Source organism: Lactobacillus sp. OTU4228 (assembly GCF_001006945.1).
In the GTDB taxonomy this organism is placed as follows: Bacteria; Bacillota; Bacilli; order Lactobacillales; family Lactobacillaceae; genus Lactobacillus; species Lactobacillus amylovorus.
The window spans coordinates 18,201-38,152 of record NZ_CDLD01000038.1; the positions used below are offsets into that span (position 1 = coordinate 18,201).

Here is a 19,952-nt window from a genome sequence, read left to right on the forward strand (position 1 = left end):
TGCATAGTTGTATTTTGCTTTTTTGTTCGGGTTTGCTAAATATTGTGGTACGTACCCAAAAAATAGGTCATGAAATTAATTTTCATGACCTATTTTTTCTAAATTATTTATTTTTTTATAAATTGTCGCCGCGTTCAAATTGGTACTTAGAACTGTTCAAAGCTTGTCTTACCAATTTGCTCATTAATTCCTTGGTCTTCTTGGTAATTACGCCGGCAGTAACATCGTTGGCGTTAGTCAAATACTTGATTAATTCAGTACCGTCAAGCTCCTTGGCTTTTTCATCAATGGCATCGATACGACCGATACCGTAGCTTTGGCAATCGTCACGGTAAGCATTTACTTCATAAATGTATTGGTGGTAACGTGGTTCAACGATTACTTGCAAAGTCTTGTAAAGCCAGTAAGCACTGCTGTCTGGATCAACCATGTGCTCGGCAACCTTGTAGTTAAGTGGCGTATCTTCGATGTTGGTATAGAAAGGAACGTATGGTGAGTATGCGTAAAAGCCCATGTTGATCCATTGAATAGCAGCCATCTTAGTTGGAACATCGTTTCTGATTTGCAAGATGCTTGATTCTTGGTTTCTGTCTAATGCGATTGAACGGAACATCTTTTGTTCTTTTTCAGTGCCGGATGAGAAAGTATCCATTGGATCATATGGGGTGCCGTTGTAGTGACTAGTCAAAAATCTTTGCACGTCTTCAACGCCAATCTTCTTTTCAGGAACGCGAGTAAATGGCATTTCTTGGCTAGTTGGATCTTGTTCAATACTTGGGTTAAACAACTTTTGACCGTACCAAGTTCTTGGGGTGTTGTAGAAAGCATCAGCTTCATCCTTAGTACCAAAGATATCACGGAAGTTGAAACTACCATCGGTACTATTGTTCAAGTGGTTCTTTTCAACGAATTCTTGGAGGCCTTTGCTGTACATAAAGTTGTCTGGATCATTAAAGTCAACGTTTTGGATAACCATAATGTTAGGACAAATTGCGTATGAATCGTCAGGAACACGAGCAGCTACCCATTGGTGACCAGCGCCAGTTTCAAGGTACCAAACTTCCTTGTTGTCTGAAAATGCGATACCGTTGCTTTCACCAGTACCATATTTTTCAATCAAACGACCTAAACGCTTAACACCTTCACGTGCAGTCTTAACGAATGGCAAAGTGATGTAAACCATTGAATCTTCGTTAATACCGTCTTCAACGAGTGGGTCGTGACCTAGGCAGCGAGCGTTGGTTGCTTCAGTTTCGGTAGCTGACATAGCGACGTTATATTCGTTGATACCTTGTTCGTCCCAACGACCTTCTGAATCATCAGCAGTTGGAGCAGCAGTCCACTTGCAGCCATCACCTTCAAGGTGCATCTTGAAGCCGTTGTATTTTGAAACATAATCTTCATCGTAGTGGCGAGCCTTGTTTACGACAAACAGCTTTTCGTTAATGCCGCCGTAACCGTCTTCGTCACGAGCGATCATAGTTGAGCCATCGATTGAAGCATCTTTACCGACAAGCATTGCGGTACAGTTATCTTTTTTCATTAATATGTACTCCCTTTTAAAAATTTATATCTACATTTTACTCTTCATTGACCTGCATTTGGCGATCAACTTTAGCTCTACCATTATTATAGTTAAATTGATAGCCAGGTTGAATATTATACAGATAAACATTGAAGTCCAGCGTGCCATCAGTTGAAACGGCCTGCAGGTTAACTCCGCGCGCCATTAGTTCATTGCCTCTGAATACAGCAGTGGCTTGATAAATCACGCGTTTATTTTCTCTCAGAGCTTTTCTAACTTTAGCTTCAAAAATGGTTTGAATTCGTTGGTTAGAAAAAGCCGATTGGGTAAACAGGTTCTTAGGGTTGTTCTGGTCCCCGGATTGGTTGCTTGGATCGTAGTTACCGCTTTGGTCGATACCAGCGGAAACCGAATAAGCGATCAGGTGACCACGGTTATAAATCTGCGTGCCGTTTCTGTGGTTGTAATGCCAACCAGTCGGTTCTACGAACTGCCGCACACGCAAACTATCATTAGCCACGTTGCGCCGCTCCAAAAAGGCAGTATTGGAACGTGAAGTTCTATTCAGCGAATCAAGGTTTGAATAAATTACTCGGTTGATCTTCCAAGAGCTTTTAACTAAGGTCGAACGATTATGGTTCACTTCGGTATATGCCCTAGAGCCACTCTTGAAATTCAAATCAGCTAGCTTTTTATAATCGCTTTGCGATAGCCCGCCATAGACCTTATTGCTTTTTGAAGCACTCTTGATAGTATTGGTTACTTGGTCATTGCTATTGCCAGTTACATTTTTAATAAATTGGCTACCATTAGGATCGCTGCCAGCTTTAGTAAATACTCCCCAGGCAATAGCGATAATTACAATAATCGATGAAAAAACAGTACTCTGCTTTCTGCGTCGTCTTCTTCTTGCCATAAAAATCCTCTAACTTCGTGCCCAGTCATCAAGCATCCCTAAAAAGAAGCTTTCTGACAAACGCTTAATCTTGGCACCATCTTTAATCAAATCACGTGCCGTATTCAAATCTTCGTTGTCTTTTCTAAAGAAATCATGGTCACCCATAATCAGATAATTGGTCATTGGGTTAACCTTATCTTCGACCTTACCACCCATGTTGCCAATCATCTTGTCGGCGTCTTGTTCATCCATATGAATGTGACCTGATAAAACGATGTTTTTATTTTGGACCGGATTTCTAAAACCGAGATCAATGTAATCGACATCGTCGCCAGTTAAATCAACGTTCTTGATCTTGTTACGTGTCGCTTCAAGCAAATCATCGGTGAAGTGCGCACTAAAGTCGTTATAGACCTTGATCGTATCAAGCGAGTCGGCTAAACCGTGGTGCTCCTCTACTTGCGCGATACCAGCACGCTGCATGCAGTCAATCAAACGATTGTGGCGTTCGCGTGGATAGTACGCTCTGGCTAAGCGTAACACATCGACGTAATCATTATTTAAGATTGGCAACTTGTACTTTTGACTTAAATCATATAAAAAGTTCAGATCAAAGTTGACGTTATAACCAATGATAATGTCGTCATCGATGAACTCACGGAATTCCTTAATCGCTTGTTCAGCAGGAATCCCCTCATTAACGATTTGTTCTTCAGTAATGCCATTCAATTTGGTAATAAAAGCAGGCACCTTATTGTTCTTAGGGAACTTGATCAAATTAGTATATTGGTCAACGATTTGGCCGTTTCTGACCTTCACTGCACCAAGTTCTGTAATGCGGTCTCTGTATGGACTCAGGCCAGTCGTTTCAATATCCAGCATGGTGTAATTAGACAAAAAGTCAGGTATTTCTTGCCCTTTTTGCCGCAACTTATCTTGGGCACCGGGAACATGCAGAATCCCGTTTTTTACGTAAATACTCATTTCTCACCTATTTAGTTAATTTCATCATCATATCGTGTGAATCTGTGGCAAAACCAGCTGATCTCTTTTGAATATCGTCTGGTAAATCATTATCGGCTAAATCTGCAGCAACGTAATGCCAATTAGGGAACTGTTCAACTAGCTTAACCATTGGATCAAGCAGTTGTGGACTGGTTTCATCAACGCCGAGTTCTAAGACAACGACCTTCTTGTCTTCGTTACCGGTTAAGAACCAACGGAAGCGCGTATTGGCATCGGTGTCTGGGAAGAAATTGGCGTTAAGTGGCATGTGCAATTCCATTGGAGAATTACAATCCTCACACTTTGGCACTTCACCTTTTCCTTCTAAATACTTCTTAACGACTTCACGATCATCCTTTTGACCATGGTTCACGCCGCTAGAACATTGCATTCTGGTCCAGTCACCGAAGGCATTGAAGATGCGTTTTTCGTTAAAACCAGCATTTTCAAAGAAGTGACCGAAAGTGCTAGTAGCGATGAAGTATTGCTTATCTTTGAGCAGCTCCTTTAAAGCCAACATAGTTTCACTTGGCTCATATTCAAGCGAATATTCGTTGACCAGTTGACTCCAGAAAGCCCATTGTTCATCCCAAGTATCAAACTTCTTGTCGAGGGCATCCCCGATTGTATGCACATCGTACTTGTCAGCAACCTTGCCATATTCATCATCAAAGTTTTCCTCGCTTAAAATGTCGAGGCCTTCCTCTTTAGCCATGCCATTACCAGCAGTGACGATCACGGCACCAGCATCTTTCAGCCATTCTTTTACCTTAGTTAAATCTGTCATTATGATTCTCTTTTCCTAATTATTTTGTATAACCTGTAAAATGCAGTTTTCCATCAATGTATTCGCCTAAAAAGACATCATTAATATTATTATAACCTGCTTTTTCTACTTCATGCTCGAGCCAAGACTCGTCTTTGTGAATCAACTCCAGCACATCGACGTTGGACTGCCCATCGCTAATAATTGGGAAACGGATATTAGCCTCATCATTTTCAATAATAGTTAATTGCCCGTTTTGTTCAAAAATACAGTTCTTCACTTTTTCAACAGAATAAATTCCGCGGCTTCTGAGTTTAAACATCAATTCATTAGCGGAAATTCCTGCCTTCATACAGTTGCCGACTAAGACTTTACCATCCTTGATCACTTGAACGGGCTTGCCGTCAATAATGCCACGAATCCAGCTGTTGTGGTCGCGGCTGAATTTCAGGATGAAGGCAACTAGTGTCCAAACAATCAAAACTAGTAAAAATTGCAAAATACTAATGCTGGAATTGTAAATTAAACCACCGATGATTCCACCAAGAACATAGTTCTGTAGTTGGTCCAGTGCCGTAGTTGGAGCTAAGTTGCTTTTACCGAAAACGTTGATTTGAATAATTAAAGTTAAAATGCCGAGGGCAAATTTGATAAAAAGTTGAGTATAGTCTAGTTGCATATTAATTCTTCACATCCACCCTATGATCAATCACGTGTGCTTGAGTCAGCGTATAAGTATTGCGATCTTCATTCAGATTCAATTGATAATCCACATTTTTGGAATCGATGCGCACGATCATGCCATCTGTTAAGGTAGTAGAATTGACCAACACATCGGAGGTTTTAACATTTTCATCGCGGGCAACAGATTTGATAAAGGGAATGATCTGCGTTGCCTGGGACTTTTGCATGTTAATCTGTGTGTACTTCTCATACTGTGTCCCCACAAACATGAGTAAAAATAATAGGGCAATAATTCCTAGATCGCGGTATCTGGTGTTAAACCGATCGCGCAGATAAAGGACGGTAAAAATAATCATTGCCGATGCGGCGACTAACATCAGAATGTAGAAAATGGCCCGATCCGTATTCTGATTATTTTGGATGTAATTTAGGGTATAAAAGGTCATTAAGAGACTCCTTTCTAATTTGGTTCATTCTAACATACGCAAAAAAAGCAGTGCTTTCGCACTACTTTTCAAATCTACTTACCGTTCTTCTTATCTTTTCTGTTAACTTTTGCGCTAGCCTTACGTCTTCTTGAAGCGTCCAAGCCTGTGATACCCATTGTGGCTGCCAACGCTCCAAGAACTCCTGCAGCTTCAGCCTTCTTATCACCTGTTTCAGGTAAAGTCTCTTCATTTTGACTCTTTTCAGCTACTTCGGTTGATTCGTCTGAAATGCTCTCTGTGGTTGAAACTGTTTCTGGAGTTTGAGCTTCATCAGAAACCGTTGCAGCTTTGACTGGAGCTACCTTAGCCGTACCTGTACCCTTGTTTTCCTTATCTGGTTCTTCTTCTGGAAGAGGACCTGGAGTTGGTTCAGGTTCTGGATCAGGAGTAGGTGTTGGGTCTGGGGCTGGAGTTGGTTCAGGTTCTGGATCAGGAGTAGGTGTTGGGTCTGGGGCTGGAGTAGGGTCCGGATCAAGATCTGGAGTTGTAGTATTTGGTCTGTAGACCACAGTATCTTCTTTATCCAGATTATTTCCATAGTTAACATTGGTTACTATAATGTCGTATGGACCTACTTCTAGACGATCAGCTGTGTAGCCCTCAATTACAGGACTTACAACTGTTACAAATGTCTGTGTCTTTGTCCATTCACCGTCCCAAGTAATCTCTCCAGTTACTAAATCTTTAGTACCTGTTTGAACAAAGTGCAATGTTTTATTATAATCTTCGTGAGCAGTAGTACCGTCTTCATAAGTGTAGTGAATTACTTGGTTAACATCCATATGACGATGCTCTGTCTCAGTGTTATGAGTCAAGTAAACATAGTGGTGTTGTGGGTCATCCTTAATAGTACCCCTCAAAGCTTCAGGTACATACATTTCAGCCAAAACATAACCAGCACTCGCCCAATCCCACAATGTGTTTTGGTAGTCATCACCAATAGCCAAATATTCAATATGTTGAACATGCTCACCCAACTCAGTACCATGTCCTAGACTTACATGATCAAAGCCACTTGTTACACCATTTTGAATATCATTATATACATCAACGTAGTGAATATGTACACTAGAATTTTTATTTAATAATATTTGCTTCTTTTCAACTTCGATTTTTAACGTTGGTCTTTCAGGGGCCTTACCTGGATGCACTGCATCCAAAGTCATTTTAGGAATAGAAGTTGAATAAGTTGCCCAAGCTGAACCTGTATCTGTACTGAATCTAATCTTAATTTTCTTACCGTGAACTTTGAATAAGCCGGCACCAAAGATTGCTTTTTTATTATCGTTAGAGTTATCCCAATTAATATACTTATTAATAATGGCTCTATTAGTTTCAGTGTCTCCCCAAGCATTTATTGCTGCTTGAGTTTGTTTTCTTATGGTGTTATCGTTAACGTCTCCATAGATTACCAACACTTCATTGTTCTTCTCTGAATAAAGAACATCGCCACCATAAATTCCGGCACCCTCATGTACTTTTACCGTAGATTCAGGTAAAGCAAGACCGCTTCCGCCATACTCATTATGTTCTTTGTCATTAATAATTTCGGCTTTTTCAATGTACTTACTACCTGTACCCTTACTGTTCAAAGAGCCTGCCGTAATATATGCGGTGCCATCCTTCAAATCAATCGGATTATCTTTTTTATCGTACAAAGTAATATCTACGGTTACACCATCACTATGAACATACCAGAAACCATCCGTTAATTTATTGTTGAAATAAATACCTGATGGATCATATTTATCTCTTTCATAGTTTGGCTTCCAACCACTAAATGAAACTGAAATTTTTCCAATATCAACATTGCCATATTTTGAATTTTGAAAACCTGTATATTCAAGTCTAAGAAATTCACCAAGTGTTTCTTTATTAATTTTATAAAATTGATCTAGTACTACTTGAGTATCCGGATTAGTTCCTATAGTTTTATTACCAGTTCCTACTGTTACATTATCGCCTTTATACACTACAGTAACTTTTGAACTTTCATTTGGATCCAAAATTAAATCTTGCGATACTTTATCAATATCAACGTTATTTTCATCCCAAAGCCCATATTTTTTTAGTTCTTCAATATAGTCTGCTTTCTTTTGGTTATATTCAGCCAATTTTATCTCATATTCTGCAGATTCCTTATTGTATTTTTCAAGTTCGGTCCTATATTGTTCTAAAGCTTTATTAATCTTATCAAGTTGCTTTTGAATATGTTCCTCAAGTTTTCCTTCAGCATCCTTAATACCACTAACATTGGTTGTGATGTCTTCTCCATTTGCGACATCAACTTCTACGCCTTCGCCTTTGGCATTTTCAATAGCCTCATCTAACTTGCCATTATTTGTATTGTTGATGTTTTCAACTTCATTTTTAGCATCATCATAAGTTGGAGTTTTAGTCTTTTCCTTAGGAGTTTCCTCATTTGAAGTATCACCAGTTGCTGATACTTGCTCAGTAGTCGTCTCAGTACTTTGAGTTTCGAGCTGACTTGTGCCTTCAGTTGAAGTTGTATCAACAGTTGTGTCATTAGTTGCTACAGATTCAGGATTGGTAGATGCAGTTTCAGTTGATGTATCTGTTACTACATCATTTGAAGTTTCAGTACTTTCATCTGAAATCACTTCACCATTTTGATCTTCAGTACTATTAGTTCTTTGTTGCACGCTAATTCTTACCTTAGTCTTTTCAGAACTAAGAACATTTGCGCTTTCTACTTCAGCAATCTCATCTTCACGATATCCTGCAGCCTTAACAACATGAGTGTTTGCGCCTGTCATAATTCCAACACCCAAAAGTGCAGAAGCCGCACCAGCCGCAGCTTTCTTAGCTCTAGGGCTCATTTCCTTATGATCTTCGTGATTCTTGTGATATCTCTTCATCTTCTTTTTAAAATTTTTCTTAGATGTCATTTTCATGGCCTCCTATTGTGTATACGTATCAAATTAATTATACTTTTGATACGTATACATTATCATGAAACCGCTTTCATTAATAGTGACATATCGTCTCTTTTAAAATTTCTTAAAGCTTTTCAGAAAACACTTATGTACAAAAAAACGCCACCGAAATTCGATAACGTTTCCTTTTTATATTGAATTGATTCTTAGCTGATTACTAGTTTCTAATTTCCTTAAGTCCAGATTTACGACGGCCCATGTTGAACCATGGTGAAACAGTAAACGCCAAAACATCGTTAATGACGTAAATCAATGAGTTGATAGCCATTGCCAAGTTGGCATCCCCTTGCGCATAAGTGATACCCCAAAGAATCAATTGGAAAATACCACTTGCAGTCCACCAGAAGTATTGGTTGTTGTAACGCATGAAGCACATGATACCAGCAGTAAGTGAAATAGCAAAACTGATAGCGTCAACCCAAGGACGTGGGTCATTAGTGAACTTACCAATTAAGAAGCCTGATACCAAGTAAACGGCCAATGTACCAACGATGGCGATGACCCATTCTCTACCACCAAACTTTCTCAAGTGGTTCTTAGTATCATCATTCCATGATCTTACTGACAAGATAACTGGCAAATCCAAAGTTGCGATATAAGCAATTTGTTCAAAAATAGAAAGATAATTCTTGGCTGACCAACCAGCATAGATGAAACATGCTGCTGAAATCAATCCTAACCATCCATTAATTGCCTTAGTGGCATTAATTGCCAATACACAAAGCGTACCCAAAAGAGTACCAATAAAAGTGATCAAAGTTACGCTAGTAACCTTTGCTTGAATAAGTAACGCTAACTGAAAACCAAATGCGAAAAACCATAAACAATAGTTTTGTACTGGCCACCCCTTTAATTGATTAAACAGCCAAACAAAATAATTCTCATGTCTTTCCATATATACAAACTACTCCCTTTTTATTTTAGGTTCACAATATACTATATATTGTGCCTTATCCGCTCTTTTATTTAAAAAGCATCGCTATCTAGTATAGTGGACTCAAAATTAAATACAAGGATTGACATTTTTTTGATTTGCGTTAGTACCATAATTTTTTATTTGTTAAGTTTTTTAAAGCGCTTTTATTTTTATTTTCATAAATGACATCATGTCATATAATGTATACAAGAAAGGAAAAATAATATATTAATTATGTGCTACGGAGGTACTAAAAATGTTCAAGACAAAGAAAACGCAATTTGCTATTCGCAAATTGGCTAAGGGTGCTGTTGCAGTGTTATTAAGTTTCGGCATACTAGCTGGTCCTAGTGCGCCAATTGTCTCAGCAGCCTCTGAAGCAATTCAAAATGAAATGACTGATGATACAACTTCAAATGAAGTAACAAGTGATACAACTTCAGTAGTAGAAGAAAGTGTTCCTGTAGAAAATAATACAGCAGACACTTTAACTACTGATAATACTGAAGTTTCAGCTAATTACTCTGAAAATACTGATGATAGTACTACAACTACTGTGCAAACTGATACAGATGTATCTACTCAAGAAAAAACAGATCCAGAAACATCTGTTAATACTGAGCAACCAATTCAAACAGAAGAAGCTGAAAGTACTACTCCAGTTGAAGATATAAATTCAAAATCTGAAGAAAATGTATCTCAAAATAATAATATTAATACTTCTAAAGAAGGTACAAATAAAAAAGATAAACCAAATATCAATGAAATGACCAAGGAAGAATTGGCAGATCATATTAAAGATTTGGCAGATAAACATCCTTTAGGTATCGCTGGTATCTTCCATATTTTCGGTAATGAAGTGACCCAAAATGGTCATATTGCAGGTAATATTGCTGCAGATAAACTTTCTGGTACAAATTTTGGTACCAATTCAAATGCAACCAATAATTTAACCAACGGTGATATCCACTATGTTGGCAATCTCAATGGACTTAACAAAATCGATGGTGACAACAAAGTAGTCATCTTTGGACCAGACATTGAATACCGTTCATTTGAAAATGATGGAGCAATTGAAGTTAACTATGGAACTGCAGAAAAACCTGACTGGAGAAAAGTAGATATTCCTTATAACCACATTGTTCAAGCCGATCAAAAAATTGATATTCAAGGCGAACTAGATAAATTAAGTCAAAAGTCAGATAACTGGGCTAGTCAAGCACAGACTGAAGGAGTTAAAGCCGATTTTAATGATCTCAACAATAGTTGGACCGATGTTTCTGAGGCTATAAAGAATGCTGGCGACAGTAAGGAACCTATTTATGTAACAATTGATGCCGCACACCTTTCAGGCGACAAACGTAATATTACGATCAAAGGTATTCCTGCTGGTGCTGAAGCTCCAATGATTATTTTAAATGTAATTAATATTCAAGGTGGAGATTTAACAGTTCAAACTCACCTTGTACTGGAATATGCTGATGGTAATAATATTGGCGGTTCTTCTGAAACTCCAAATCAATTTAATAAATTGCTCTGGAACTTCGGTACAGATGTTAATAAATTACATTTTGCTGGAGACTACCATTTGGGAAGTGTTCTAGCAACCAACGCTCATATTACAAATGCTGTTAACATTGACGGTAATATTATTGGTAACAAAGTTACTGTTAGTGGTGAAACACACCGTTGGGACTTAACACCACCATTCGTAGAATTTGAAGAACCTGAAAAGCCTAAGCCGGAGCCTGAACCTGAACCTGAACCAGAGCCGGAGCCTAAACCTGAACCTGAAAAGCCTAAGCCGGAGCCTAAACCTGAACCTGAACCAGAGCCGGCGCCTGAAAATCCAACTCCAGATACTCCTGCTCCACAACCTAAAACAGAGGAAACTCCTGACAATACAGAAGATTTTACTCCTCCATTAACTGTAGATGTATCGGATCTAGATGGTACAGATGAAAATGAAACACCAGCTGGAGAAGAATCAACAGAAGAAGCTATTGCTCCACTTCCTGAAAATGTAATCGAAAAAAATCAAAAAGAAGTAACTTCTTCCAAGTTTATGGTAACTCCTACTGCTGTAACCGAGAAATCTAATGAAACAACAACTAAACCGAAAGCAGAAGTAGAAAATCAAAATGTAACTGAAACCTCAAAAGAAGTTGGACTTCCAGAAACCGGTGAAGATAAGACTAACCTCATTACTACAGGCATTGTTTTAGCAAGTATTGCTGCAACAATCACGGCATTAGGCTCATTCATCAACAAGAAAAATTAACTAAAAATTACTGTTACTATAGATTTAAATGTAACCGCATTAATAAAGTGGAGGCTTTAATATGCTAAAAAGCGAACAAAATTCTTCTATTACTAAAAATATTAATTCAGCTAACTGTTTAGAGATTAATTATTACGATCCCTATGGTAATAAAGTTGGTGCATATTATTCTGCACCAGCTAATGCTGCAATATTTATTAGCAACAAAAGATTAAAAGAAATTATCGATGCAAATATTCCTGAAAATCATCAAATAGTTCCTTACTTTGCATATCCACAGCACGACATCACTAGCGATAACACTACTGAAGAAATAATGATTGCAGTAAAATAAATCAATCCTATTAATTAACAAAAAACTCATCAATGATTCTAAAATTGAGTCAATTGATGAGTTTTTCTATTGATAAATATTAATGTTGTGAAGCACCTGTTGTAGTATCTGGTTCTTCTGTTTTTTTAGTTTTTTCTACCTTTTCAGCCTTAGTTGAAGCACCACTTACAGCATCAGGATCTGAATTTCTACGATAAGTTGCACCAGTTGTGGTATCATCATCTACTACCAACTTTTGACCAGTAGTTTCACAGAAATACTTAACGAGTGGATACAAATCTTGAACCCATTCGTAAATACCTGCGTAATCTCCATTATCATCTTCAACACGCTTATAGTAGTGCAAAACAAGTTTCTTCAAATTACCAGTTGGAACAGGCATATAGACATCATCATGTCCATCTTGCTTAGTACGTAAAGCATGAACTACTTTTTTAGCATTAGGAATAACATCACGCACATCGGGGTGAATTGCCTTCATAGTATCACCGACTTGATCTGGTGTACGTTTAGCAAGCATCTTATAATTTGGATCAGTTGGACGATTGTACCATAGAAATTCATTATTATCGTCAACAAAAGTCATTTCCCCAATTGTATTTCTAAGCATCCAATTAAGTTGGTTAACAGTAAGTAACCCCGCATCCAGCTTCACATAATCGTCACCTTCTGCAGCATGGACCTTCTTAGCTGCCTTATCCAGCCATTCAGGATCATTTTTATCGATTCCTTCAACTGTATATTTAGATTTACCCTTAGCTTCAAAATCTTCTTTTAAGTATTCATCAGGATTCATATCCTTAAGCCATTTAGGTTCTGCCATAATTTTTTCCTCCTACTAATAAAGAATCTTCTTAATTTTAATTATAATTTGTAAGCGGTTTTAATTCAATTGGATTGATATAAATTTAGCAATATTTTTCCAGACTCTATTATATAAAATTTTATATATTTTATTTTTTTAAAAAGTACCACTTACAAAGTAGTACTTTTCCTATTAATTTCACTACATCTTTGTTTCAACGGTATGCTTATCCAAATGAATAATCACATCAAACATTGCTTTTTCCTCAGGTGAGATTTTGTGGGCTACTTCTATTACCGCAACATTAGGATTCTCAAGTAATGTTTTATGAATATCTAGTGACAATTTAGGATCAAGCGCACTCGTTGCTTCATCAGCCAACAAGATTGGTCTGCCCGATAATAAAGCACGAGCAATTTCTACTCTTTGAATCTGCCCACCAGACAATTCACTACCATTTTCACCCACTTGCTTATCTAGGCCTTGGCTCTTAACCAAATTATCAAGTCCAGCTTCATGGATTACTTGCTTCAGCTTTTCATCGCTCACCTTCCGGCCAAGCGTAATGTTAAAACGTAACGTATCGTCAAACATGAACGGCTTTTGATTAACATAGGAGAAATAATTATGCGCTGCATCCCAATTACCAGTTACATCTTTGCCATTAAGCAAAATCTTCCCATCTTTAGGTCTTTTTGATCCCAAAAGAAGGCGCAACAACGTTGTTTTCCCCCAGCCACTTGGCGCCATAAGCAATACTTTTTCACCAGGTTTAACTTCTAAATTAACTCCATCAAAAATTCGCTTATGATCAGAACTTGTTACATAAGACAAATCATCAATTTTCATTCCTTCAAAATGATCGATCTTTTGCTTGTCATCTTTCATCACATGTTTCAAAGCTTCTTGAGTCTTTTCCCACATCGGTACGGTTGACTTAACTTGGTTAAATTCGTTAAACAATGTAACAACTGGCGTGATAAAATTCATTGCCAAATCAACCATCATTACCAAAGTACCTACTTTTAAGTTGCCTTGCATCATCAAGATCCCACCTACGGTACATGGAATGATGAAACAGAAAAGCTCAGCTGCAGAATAAATTAATTCTAGTGCCCATGCCTGCGTCAAAGTCATATTTCTTAACGCGTTTTCCATTTGCTGGGCAGCATTTGCCGCACGCGTTACAATATTTGTTCGCACGTTATAAAGCTTGGTAGCCTGAGCACCATTTAATGAATCTGAAACATGCTGCGTATAATTAGCATTAGTTTTTGCCCAAATCTTTGACTTTTTAGTAATAATTGGACTAGTGATCATCTGCACTACAGCAGGTGCAATCGTTGCTATTACAAATACTAAAGTCATTTGCCAAGAACTATAAAAAGCAAAGCTAATGGCACCAATAAATGACAACCCCTGGAAAATCATATCTAGTTGAGCGGTCACACGATTAGTTTCAATTTGTTTTAAATCATTAGTCATCAGCGACAAACCGCTTTTTATATCCGGATCGCCTTGATCAACTAGATACCGAAGATTGGCCTTTTTTAATGTCATGTTTACGTCACGAATAATTCCCATCTTAACCGTTTCGTAAACAAAGTTGCTGGCCATAAAGCACAATTGACCTAATGCAGTTAATAAAGCCAATCTAATTAAGTGCATGTAGTCATGAGAGCCAGAAGAAGCAACGTTCAACATGACTTGAATCATATAAGCTACAAAGACGATGTTGCAGGCTTTAATTGCCGCCAAAATGGTAAAGCTAATTATTTGGCTTTTTTTAGCATATTTAAGACTCATAAACTCTCCTTTTTTATATACTTGAACCATTATACTCGCATACTTGTCTTTTTCTCAATCTGATACGATAATTAATGTAATACATTCTATTTTTAATAAAGGCTGAAAGGAAATTCTATGAAAACTGGTACTAAAATTATTACTTTAGACAACGGTTATCACTTATGGACCAACACTCAAGGTGAAGGCGATATTCATTTATTAGCTCTTCACGGCGGTCCTGGCGGCAACCACGAATACTGGGAAGACACTGCTGAACAATTGAAGAAGCAAGGTCTTAACGTTCAAGTTACCATGTACGATCAATTGGGTTCTCTTTATTCAGATCAACCTGATTATTCTGATCCTGAAATCGCTAAAAAATATTTGACTTATGAATACTTCTTAGACGAAGTTGATGAAGTGCGTGAAAAGCTTGGCCTCGATAACTTTTATTTAATCGGTCAATCTTGGGGCGGACTTCTTGTTCAAGAATATGCAGTTAAATATGGTCAACATTTAAAGGGCGCCATCATTTCATCCATGGTTGATGAAATCGATGAATACGTTGCTTCAGTTAATAGAAGAAGACAAGAAGTTCTACCACAGACTGAAATTGACTTTATGCATGAATGTGAAAAGAACAATGATTACGACAACAAGCGTTACCAAGATGACGTTCAAATCTTGAATATTAACTTCGTTGACCGTAAGCAACCTTCTAAGCTTTACCACTTAAAGGACATTGGTGGCAGCGCCGTTTATCACGCATTCCAAGGTGACAACGAATTCGTTATCACCGGTAAGTTAAAGGACTGGCACTTCAGAGATCAATTACACAAGATCAATGTTCCAACTTTGCTTACTTTTGGTGAAAACGAAACTATGCCTATTTCAACTGCTAAGATTATGCAAAAGGAAATTCCTAACTCACGTTTAGTTACTACTCCAGATGGTGGACACCACCACATGGTTGATAATCCTGCAGTTTACTACAAACACTTGGCTGACTTCATTCGTGAAGTAGAAAACGGCACCTTCAAAGGTCAAAATTAATTAACAAAACGGTTGGAATTTTCCAGCCGTTTTTTTCTAGAGGTAAATGATATGGATGAAAAAGATGTCAAAATTCTGCTAGTTGAAGATGAAGAAGCAGTGGCTAGCTTTGTGAAAACAGAGCTGGGATTTGAAGGCTACCAGGTAATTTGGGCACAAGATGGTAAGGAGGCACTCGAGCTTTTTCAAAAAGAAGATCCTACCTTAATCCTGCTTGATTGGATGCTGCCAGTTTATGACGGCATCACTGTATTGCGTAGAATCCGCAAACAAAGCGATGTGCCAATCATTATGTTAACGGCGAAAAATTCCGCTTCTGACATTAGTTCTGCTCTTGATCAAGGCTTAGATGACTACATTACCAAACCTTTTGAAATTGAGGAACTTTTTGCCAGAATTCGGGTTATTTTGCGTCGCTTAAAAAAGACCCAAGAACAAAATGCAGCCCCTACTTCCACCTTTACTTTTGGTCCATTAAAAATCGACTTGGTAAAGCACGAATTCTACTGCAATGACGAAAAGATTTATTTAACGCCAAAAGAATTCGCCTTAATGACCGAACTGATGCAGGATCCCGAAAAAGTAAAAAGCCGTGATGAACTGCTCGACGTCGTCTGGGGCTATGACTTCGTGGGCCAAACCAACACGGTTGATGTCTACATTAGAACCATCCGCAACAAGTTGGGCGAACCATATAAGAAGCTCATCAAAACGGTGCGCGGCCTCGGCTATTGTTTAAGAGAAGACGATTAACATGCAAAATAAAGCTAAAACTACCACTAGCCAATTAACCAAATTATTCGTCAGTCTATTCGTGGCTATTTTGGTTCTCGTCAATATCGCCTTTTTAGTTATTTCTTCTGGCTACATTTATTACAGTGCCAAAAGTCAGAGTGAACAGCTTATTACCGCCGTAGAAGAAAATCTGGAACCGCAATACGACTGGTCGGCACTACTTGATGCCTATTTAGCAAAGCAAGACGACGATGCAATTATTTTAACTACGCCGCAGGGCCGAACCTATTATTCTGAAGATGCACACGAGACTTTTAAGGATATTAACCATAAACGCCATTATCAAAACTTTGTTGTTTCACACAAGCATATCTATTTTTTAGCACGTGAAGGACACCATGGCTATCGCATTCACGTTGCCTTAAATGTCGACGAACTCTTCAATCTAATCACCTGGCTTCTACTTACGATGCTAGGCATCAACCTAGTAGCTATCTTGATCAGCATCCTGCTCATTCGCCGTTTTGCTCATAAATGGAGCAGGCCGATTCAAACGATGAACGCGGAAATCCAGGATATTCGCAAGAATAAAACGCCTGAGAGAAAGGTCACTATTCCCGATAATCCACTTGAAATCAGGAACCTGGCGCAGTCATTTAACAATCTGCTGAGTTTTCAAAATAATGCGTTAAAGCGCGAGCAACAATTCGTCAGCGATGCTTCACACGAATTAAAGACGCCAATTGCGGCCATTCGCGGCCACGTTAATTTGATCAAACGTCGCGGGCAAAGCAACCCAGAGATTATTTCTACTTCATTAGACTATATTGATTCAGAATCGAAGAAGATGCAGTTGATCGTTAACGAGCTGCTTACTTTGGGTAGAATCGATCAGAATAACGACGACGTAACGCCAATTGATTTGGTTAAAATTGTTTCTGATGTAGTAAATGAAGTGCAGACTGTTTATCCGCAAAAAATTATTTCTAACTTGCCTGAACAACTGCTCTTCCCGATCAAGCCAACCGATTTTCGCAATATCGCCCACAACTTGGTAGAAAATGCGGCTAAATATTCACCTGCAGATAGCGAAATTAACGTCGTTTTGAAAAAACAAGCTGACAAATTACTCTTCCAAGTCGCAGACCACGGTATTGGCATTTCCCAGGAAAACCGTGAAAAGATCTTCAAACGTTTTTACCGCGAAGATAAGTCGCACTCCAGCAAAGTCGGTGGTTATGGCCTAGGCTTGGCCATCGTCAAAGCCGAAGTCGACAAGTATCACGGCCAAATCACGGTGGAAGACAACACTCCTCAAGGGACGATCTTTTCCGTTTATCTGCCCAAAGAAAAATGAAGAAATCTTCATTTAAACTCCATCTAATTTTGGTTTTTCTAACGTCCTTTCTTAGTAAGATAAATATATCAAGTCAAGCAATTAGGAATTAAGAAAACCAAAGGAGAACTATTATGAAGACTATCAACTTAAAGAAATTCGCCATCGCAGGTGCAGCTTTAATTGGCTTAGGCACTGCAGCTATCACTACTGTTAACAAAAATACGGAACCTACTACTGTTCAAGCAGCTTCCAGCAAAATTAAGGTTTCACAAAGTACAGCAGTTAAGAAATTCAGAGCCAAATATCCAAGTGCTAAGATTGACTTCATCAACTTAGAAAAAGAAAATGGTCGCTACGTTTACGAAATTGAAGGTTTTACTTCAACCAGAGAATACGACATGAGGATTAACGCTTCGACTGGTAAAGTGATTTCCGCTCATTCAGAAGCTGAAAAAAACCGCAACAAGAAGGCAATCAACTTGTCAAAAGTAATTTCACGCTCAACTGCCACTAAGATTGCTCAAAAGAAAGTTCCTGACAGCAAGGCTATCGAATGGAGCTTAGACCGTGACGGTTCAAGAACTGTTTGGGAAGTAACTGTCTCAAAGAGCGGCAAAAAGAGCGAAGTAAAGATCAATGCTTTAACTAAAAAAGTAATCAGCGTAGAACGCGACTAATTTTTGAAAGAGGTATAAGATATGAAACTCACTAAATTAACTAGTGCAATTTTATTAGGTGCAACATTATTAACTGGAACCGTGGCTTGTTCAAAGCAGGATAACAGCACTGCTCAAACTAGCCAAACCACATCACACAAGTCTACTGCAGCTAAAAGCAGCGACAACAGTCAAAGTAGTCAAACAAGCGATTCCTCCACAGAGACTACTAACAGTGTTAAGACCGAAATTAGCAAGATCAAATTAAGCCAACAAGAAGCCATTGATAAATTCCATAGCCAATTTTCTGGCAAGCAAATTAAGAGCATCGATTTATCTCTTGAAGGCAAGCAATACGTTTACGAAATCGAAGGCTTCGATAGTACCCATGAATACTCTGCCGAAATCAACGCAGAAACTGGTCATGCCAGCAGCGTTCACTCAGAGCGCTTAGATCACGATGACCGCAATGAAGCTTTGAACCTTGACGGCATTATCAGCCGCGATGAAGCTAGCGTAATCGCAGAAGAACATGCTAAAGGCACTAGCCAAGAATGGAAGCTGGACCAAGAACACGGTAAGACTTACTGGGAAGTTGAAGTAGTCAATGGTCACCAATCTACTGAGGTGAAGATTGACGCTCACAGTAAGAAAATTCTTGAAACTGAACACGATGATTAATAACTAAATGCAAACAAAAATGGTGAAGAGAAATTCTCCTCACCATTTTTTTGTTTACAATTTTTTAAGTAAAAGCCAGTCAATTTGCAGATCATCACCAACTTGGAAGACGTGTTGACCTACCCGTTTAAAACCATGACGCTTGTAAAAGTGCTGCGCGTTGATGTTCTTTTCATACACGCCAAGCCACATGTAGTCCTTCTTTTCATCTCTAGCAATCTTTTCCGCATAATCAAACAAGACGTTGCCTAGTCCCTTATGCTGGAAGTTAGAACGCAAATAAATTCTTTGCAATTCAAGAGCATTTTCCTTCAGATGCTCTTTTTGTGCATCCCCCACATTGAATTTCAAATAGCCAGCGATTTTATCTCCCACCAGTAAAAAGAAGAAACGGCTATTTGGATTTTCAATCTCGCTAATCAAGACATCGGTCGCATAATCTTCGTCCAAAAAGTGTGCCATGTCATCTGGAGCCGTAAAAGGATCAAAAGTTACTTTAAATGTTTCACGTGAAATCTTTTGTAATTCTGCTACGTCGTCAGTGGTGACTGGTCTAATTGTGTAATCCATTAATACTCCCTCTTCCCGCCATTTTTAACAAAGTGCCAATTCTCACTCGCATTATCTTCTACTTGTTGCAAAAGTTTGGCCAATTCTTGTCTTTGTTTCTCATTCAAACCGGTTAGAACTAGCTCATTTGAATAAGTATTTTCTTTTTCAATTTTTTCAGCTAATTCGTCACCTTTTTTAGTTACAAACAGGTGCTTAATCTTCTTATTTTGTTGATCATTTTTTCTTTCGATCAAGCCATTATCTTCTAGCTTTTTAATACTCCGTGCCGTCGTCGTGCGATCTACATTGAGCATCCCTGCCAAATGATCAGAGATAATACCAGGATTTTCTTTGATTCTAACCAAATATAAATACTGACCGCGATTCAGCTGCATCTCTTTGAATTCAATGTTAGCAATTGAATCGAGTGCCCGCGCAATCGTGCTAATTTGTCTTAAAATACCTTCTTTCATGTTTTTCACCTAAAAT

General features: G+C 38.3%; 19 protein-coding genes. 7 read left to right on the forward strand and 12 right to left on the reverse strand.

The genetic code is table 11. The features are described from left to right. Window positions 1-115: 115 nt before the first annotated feature. The 8 genes from BN1206_RS07705 to pnuC form a co-directional block, all read right to left on the reverse strand. Complete coding sequence (locus BN1206_RS07705) at window positions 116-1,543, reverse strand: C69 family dipeptidase (protein WP_014566113.1); 1,428 nt, start codon at window positions 1,541-1,543, stop codon at window positions 116-118. Between the two features lie 37 nt (window positions 1,544-1,580). Next, entirely contained in the window at window positions 1,581-2,441 is an 861-nt protein-coding gene (locus tag BN1206_RS07710; protein WP_013438532.1) for a DNA/RNA non-specific endonuclease, read from the reverse strand. A 9-nt stretch (window positions 2,442-2,450) separates the two neighbouring features. Beyond that, the gene (locus BN1206_RS07715) at window positions 2,451-3,407 is read right to left on the reverse strand and encodes an exonuclease domain-containing protein (RefSeq protein ID WP_013438533.1); all 957 of its coding nucleotides are present in this window, start codon (window positions 3,405-3,407) and stop codon (window positions 2,451-2,453) included. A gap of 7 nt (window positions 3,408-3,414) precedes the next feature. Beyond that, window positions 3,415-4,215 carry an SIR2 family NAD-dependent protein deacylase gene (locus BN1206_RS07720; protein ID WP_014566114.1) on the reverse strand — a complete coding sequence of 267 codons (801 nt, stop codon included), beginning with the start codon at window positions 4,213-4,215 and terminating at the stop codon, window positions 3,415-3,417. A 19-nt stretch (window positions 4,216-4,234) separates the two neighbouring features. Continuing rightward, the gene (locus BN1206_RS07725) at window positions 4,235-4,873 is read right to left on the reverse strand and encodes a DUF421 domain-containing protein (RefSeq protein ID WP_052543177.1); all 639 of its coding nucleotides are present in this window, start codon (window positions 4,871-4,873) and stop codon (window positions 4,235-4,237) included. 1 nt (window position 4,874) lies between these two features. Further along, window positions 4,875-5,324, reverse strand: a complete 450-nt coding sequence (locus BN1206_RS07730) for a DUF3290 domain-containing protein (RefSeq protein WP_013642383.1) — start codon at window positions 5,322-5,324, stop codon at window positions 4,875-4,877. Window positions 5,325-5,398: 74 nt separating this feature from the next. Then, the gene (locus BN1206_RS07735) at window positions 5,399-8,275 is read right to left on the reverse strand and encodes a mucin-binding protein (RefSeq protein WP_052543178.1); all 2,877 of its coding nucleotides are present in this window, start codon (window positions 8,273-8,275) and stop codon (window positions 5,399-5,401) included. A gap of 205 nt (window positions 8,276-8,480) precedes the next feature. Beyond that, complete coding sequence (gene pnuC / locus BN1206_RS07740; RefSeq protein ID WP_013438538.1) at window positions 8,481-9,218, reverse strand: nicotinamide riboside transporter PnuC; 738 nt, start codon at window positions 9,216-9,218, stop codon at window positions 8,481-8,483. Between the two features lie 277 nt (window positions 9,219-9,495). On the opposite strand from pnuC, the gene BN1206_RS09810 reads away from it, so the two are divergent. Further along, the gene (locus BN1206_RS09810; protein WP_156172743.1) at window positions 9,496-11,520 is read left to right on the forward strand and encodes a collagen-binding domain-containing protein; all 2,025 of its coding nucleotides are present in this window, start codon (window positions 9,496-9,498) and stop codon (window positions 11,518-11,520) included. Window positions 11,521-11,581: 61 nt separating this feature from the next. Beyond that, entirely contained in the window at window positions 11,582-11,854 is a 273-nt protein-coding gene (locus tag BN1206_RS07750) for a hypothetical protein (RefSeq protein ID WP_013642387.1), read from the forward strand. Between the two features lie 79 nt (window positions 11,855-11,933). On the opposite strand, the gene BN1206_RS07755 is transcribed toward BN1206_RS07750, so the two are convergent. Both BN1206_RS07755 and BN1206_RS07760 read right to left on the reverse strand, forming a co-directional pair. Beyond that, complete coding sequence (locus tag BN1206_RS07755) at window positions 11,934-12,677, reverse strand: PAS domain-containing protein (protein ID WP_013438542.1); 744 nt, start codon at window positions 12,675-12,677, stop codon at window positions 11,934-11,936. Between the two features lie 183 nt (window positions 12,678-12,860). Next, complete coding sequence (locus BN1206_RS07760; protein ID WP_013438543.1) at window positions 12,861-14,465, reverse strand: ATP-binding cassette domain-containing protein; 1,605 nt, start codon at window positions 14,463-14,465, stop codon at window positions 12,861-12,863. A 117-nt stretch (window positions 14,466-14,582) separates the two neighbouring features. Here BN1206_RS07760 and BN1206_RS07765 point away from each other — a divergent pair, with 117 nt between their 5' ends. From BN1206_RS07765 to BN1206_RS07785, 5 genes are all read left to right on the forward strand, one after another. Continuing rightward, window positions 14,583-15,500, forward strand: coding sequence for a prolyl aminopeptidase (locus tag BN1206_RS07765; protein ID WP_013438544.1), 918 nt, complete (start codon window positions 14,583-14,585; stop codon window positions 15,498-15,500). A 51-nt stretch (window positions 15,501-15,551) separates the two neighbouring features. Further along, window positions 15,552-16,253, forward strand: a complete 702-nt coding sequence (locus tag BN1206_RS07770; RefSeq protein WP_013438545.1) for a response regulator transcription factor — start codon at window positions 15,552-15,554, stop codon at window positions 16,251-16,253. Between the two features lies 1 nt (window position 16,254). After that, window positions 16,255-17,592 carry a sensor histidine kinase gene (locus BN1206_RS07775; RefSeq protein ID WP_013438546.1) on the forward strand — a complete coding sequence of 446 codons (1,338 nt, stop codon included), beginning with the start codon at window positions 16,255-16,257 and terminating at the stop codon, window positions 17,590-17,592. A 113-nt stretch (window positions 17,593-17,705) separates the two neighbouring features. Further along, window positions 17,706-18,251: a PepSY domain-containing protein gene (locus BN1206_RS07780; RefSeq protein WP_046433615.1), complete on the forward strand. Its 546-nt coding sequence runs from the start codon at window positions 17,706-17,708 to the stop codon at window positions 18,249-18,251. 21 nt (window positions 18,252-18,272) lie between these two features. Further along, window positions 18,273-18,911: a PepSY domain-containing protein gene (locus tag BN1206_RS07785; protein WP_013438548.1), complete on the forward strand. Its 639-nt coding sequence runs from the start codon at window positions 18,273-18,275 to the stop codon at window positions 18,909-18,911. 54 nt (window positions 18,912-18,965) lie between these two features. Here BN1206_RS07785 and BN1206_RS07790 read toward each other — a convergent pair whose 3' ends face one another. Both BN1206_RS07790 and BN1206_RS07795 read right to left on the reverse strand, forming a co-directional pair. After that, window positions 18,966-19,481: a GNAT family N-acetyltransferase gene (locus BN1206_RS07790; protein ID WP_052543179.1), complete on the reverse strand. Its 516-nt coding sequence runs from the start codon at window positions 19,479-19,481 to the stop codon at window positions 18,966-18,968. Beyond that, window positions 19,481-19,936, reverse strand: coding sequence for a MarR family winged helix-turn-helix transcriptional regulator (locus BN1206_RS07795; RefSeq protein WP_052543180.1), 456 nt, complete (start codon window positions 19,934-19,936; stop codon window positions 19,481-19,483). The genes BN1206_RS07790 and BN1206_RS07795 overlap by 1 nt, the downstream gene beginning before the upstream one ends. Window positions 19,937-19,952 lie beyond the last annotated feature (16 nt).

Coding starts and splice junctions, on each gene's coding strand:
- BN1206_RS07780 (WP_046433615.1), top strand. CDS start 17,706: ATGAAGACTATCAACTTAAAGAAATTCGCCATCGCAGGTGCAGCTTTA.
- pnuC (WP_013438538.1), bottom strand. CDS start 9,218: ATGGAAAGACATGAGAATTATTTTGTTTGGCTGTTTAATCAATTAAAG.
- BN1206_RS07770 (WP_013438545.1), top strand. CDS start 15,552: ATGGATGAAAAAGATGTCAAAATTCTGCTAGTTGAAGATGAAGAAGCA.
- BN1206_RS07705 (WP_014566113.1), bottom strand. CDS start 1,543: ATGAAAAAAGATAACTGTACCGCAATGCTTGTCGGTAAAGATGCTTCA.
- BN1206_RS07790 (WP_052543179.1), bottom strand. CDS start 19,481: ATGGATTACACAATTAGACCAGTCACCACTGACGACGTAGCAGAATTA.
- BN1206_RS07795 (WP_052543180.1), bottom strand. CDS start 19,936: ATGAAAGAAGGTATTTTAAGACAAATTAGCACGATTGCGCGGGCACTC.
- BN1206_RS07775 (WP_013438546.1), top strand. CDS start 16,255: ATGCAAAATAAAGCTAAAACTACCACTAGCCAATTAACCAAATTATTC.
- BN1206_RS07755 (WP_013438542.1), bottom strand. CDS start 12,677: ATGGCAGAACCTAAATGGCTTAAGGATATGAATCCTGATGAATACTTA.
- BN1206_RS07735 (WP_052543178.1), bottom strand. CDS start 8,275: ATGACATCTAAGAAAAATTTTAAAAAGAAGATGAAGAGATATCACAAG.
- BN1206_RS07765 (WP_013438544.1), top strand. CDS start 14,583: ATGAAAACTGGTACTAAAATTATTACTTTAGACAACGGTTATCACTTA.
- BN1206_RS07730 (WP_013642383.1), bottom strand. CDS start 5,324: ATGACCTTTTATACCCTAAATTACATCCAAAATAATCAGAATACGGAT.
- BN1206_RS07760 (WP_013438543.1), bottom strand. CDS start 14,465: ATGAGTCTTAAATATGCTAAAAAAAGCCAAATAATTAGCTTTACCATT.
- BN1206_RS07715 (WP_013438533.1), bottom strand. CDS start 3,407: ATGAGTATTTACGTAAAAAACGGGATTCTGCATGTTCCCGGTGCCCAA.
- BN1206_RS07750 (WP_013642387.1), top strand. CDS start 11,582: ATGCTAAAAAGCGAACAAAATTCTTCTATTACTAAAAATATTAATTCA.
- BN1206_RS07720 (WP_014566114.1), bottom strand. CDS start 4,215: ATGACAGATTTAACTAAGGTAAAAGAATGGCTGAAAGATGCTGGTGCC.
- BN1206_RS09810 (WP_156172743.1), top strand. CDS start 9,496: ATGTTCAAGACAAAGAAAACGCAATTTGCTATTCGCAAATTGGCTAAG.
- BN1206_RS07725 (WP_052543177.1), bottom strand. CDS start 4,873: ATGCAACTAGACTATACTCAACTTTTTATCAAATTTGCCCTCGGCATT.
- BN1206_RS07785 (WP_013438548.1), top strand. CDS start 18,273: ATGAAACTCACTAAATTAACTAGTGCAATTTTATTAGGTGCAACATTA.
- BN1206_RS07710 (WP_013438532.1), bottom strand. CDS start 2,441: ATGGCAAGAAGAAGACGACGCAGAAAGCAGAGTACTGTTTTTTCATCG.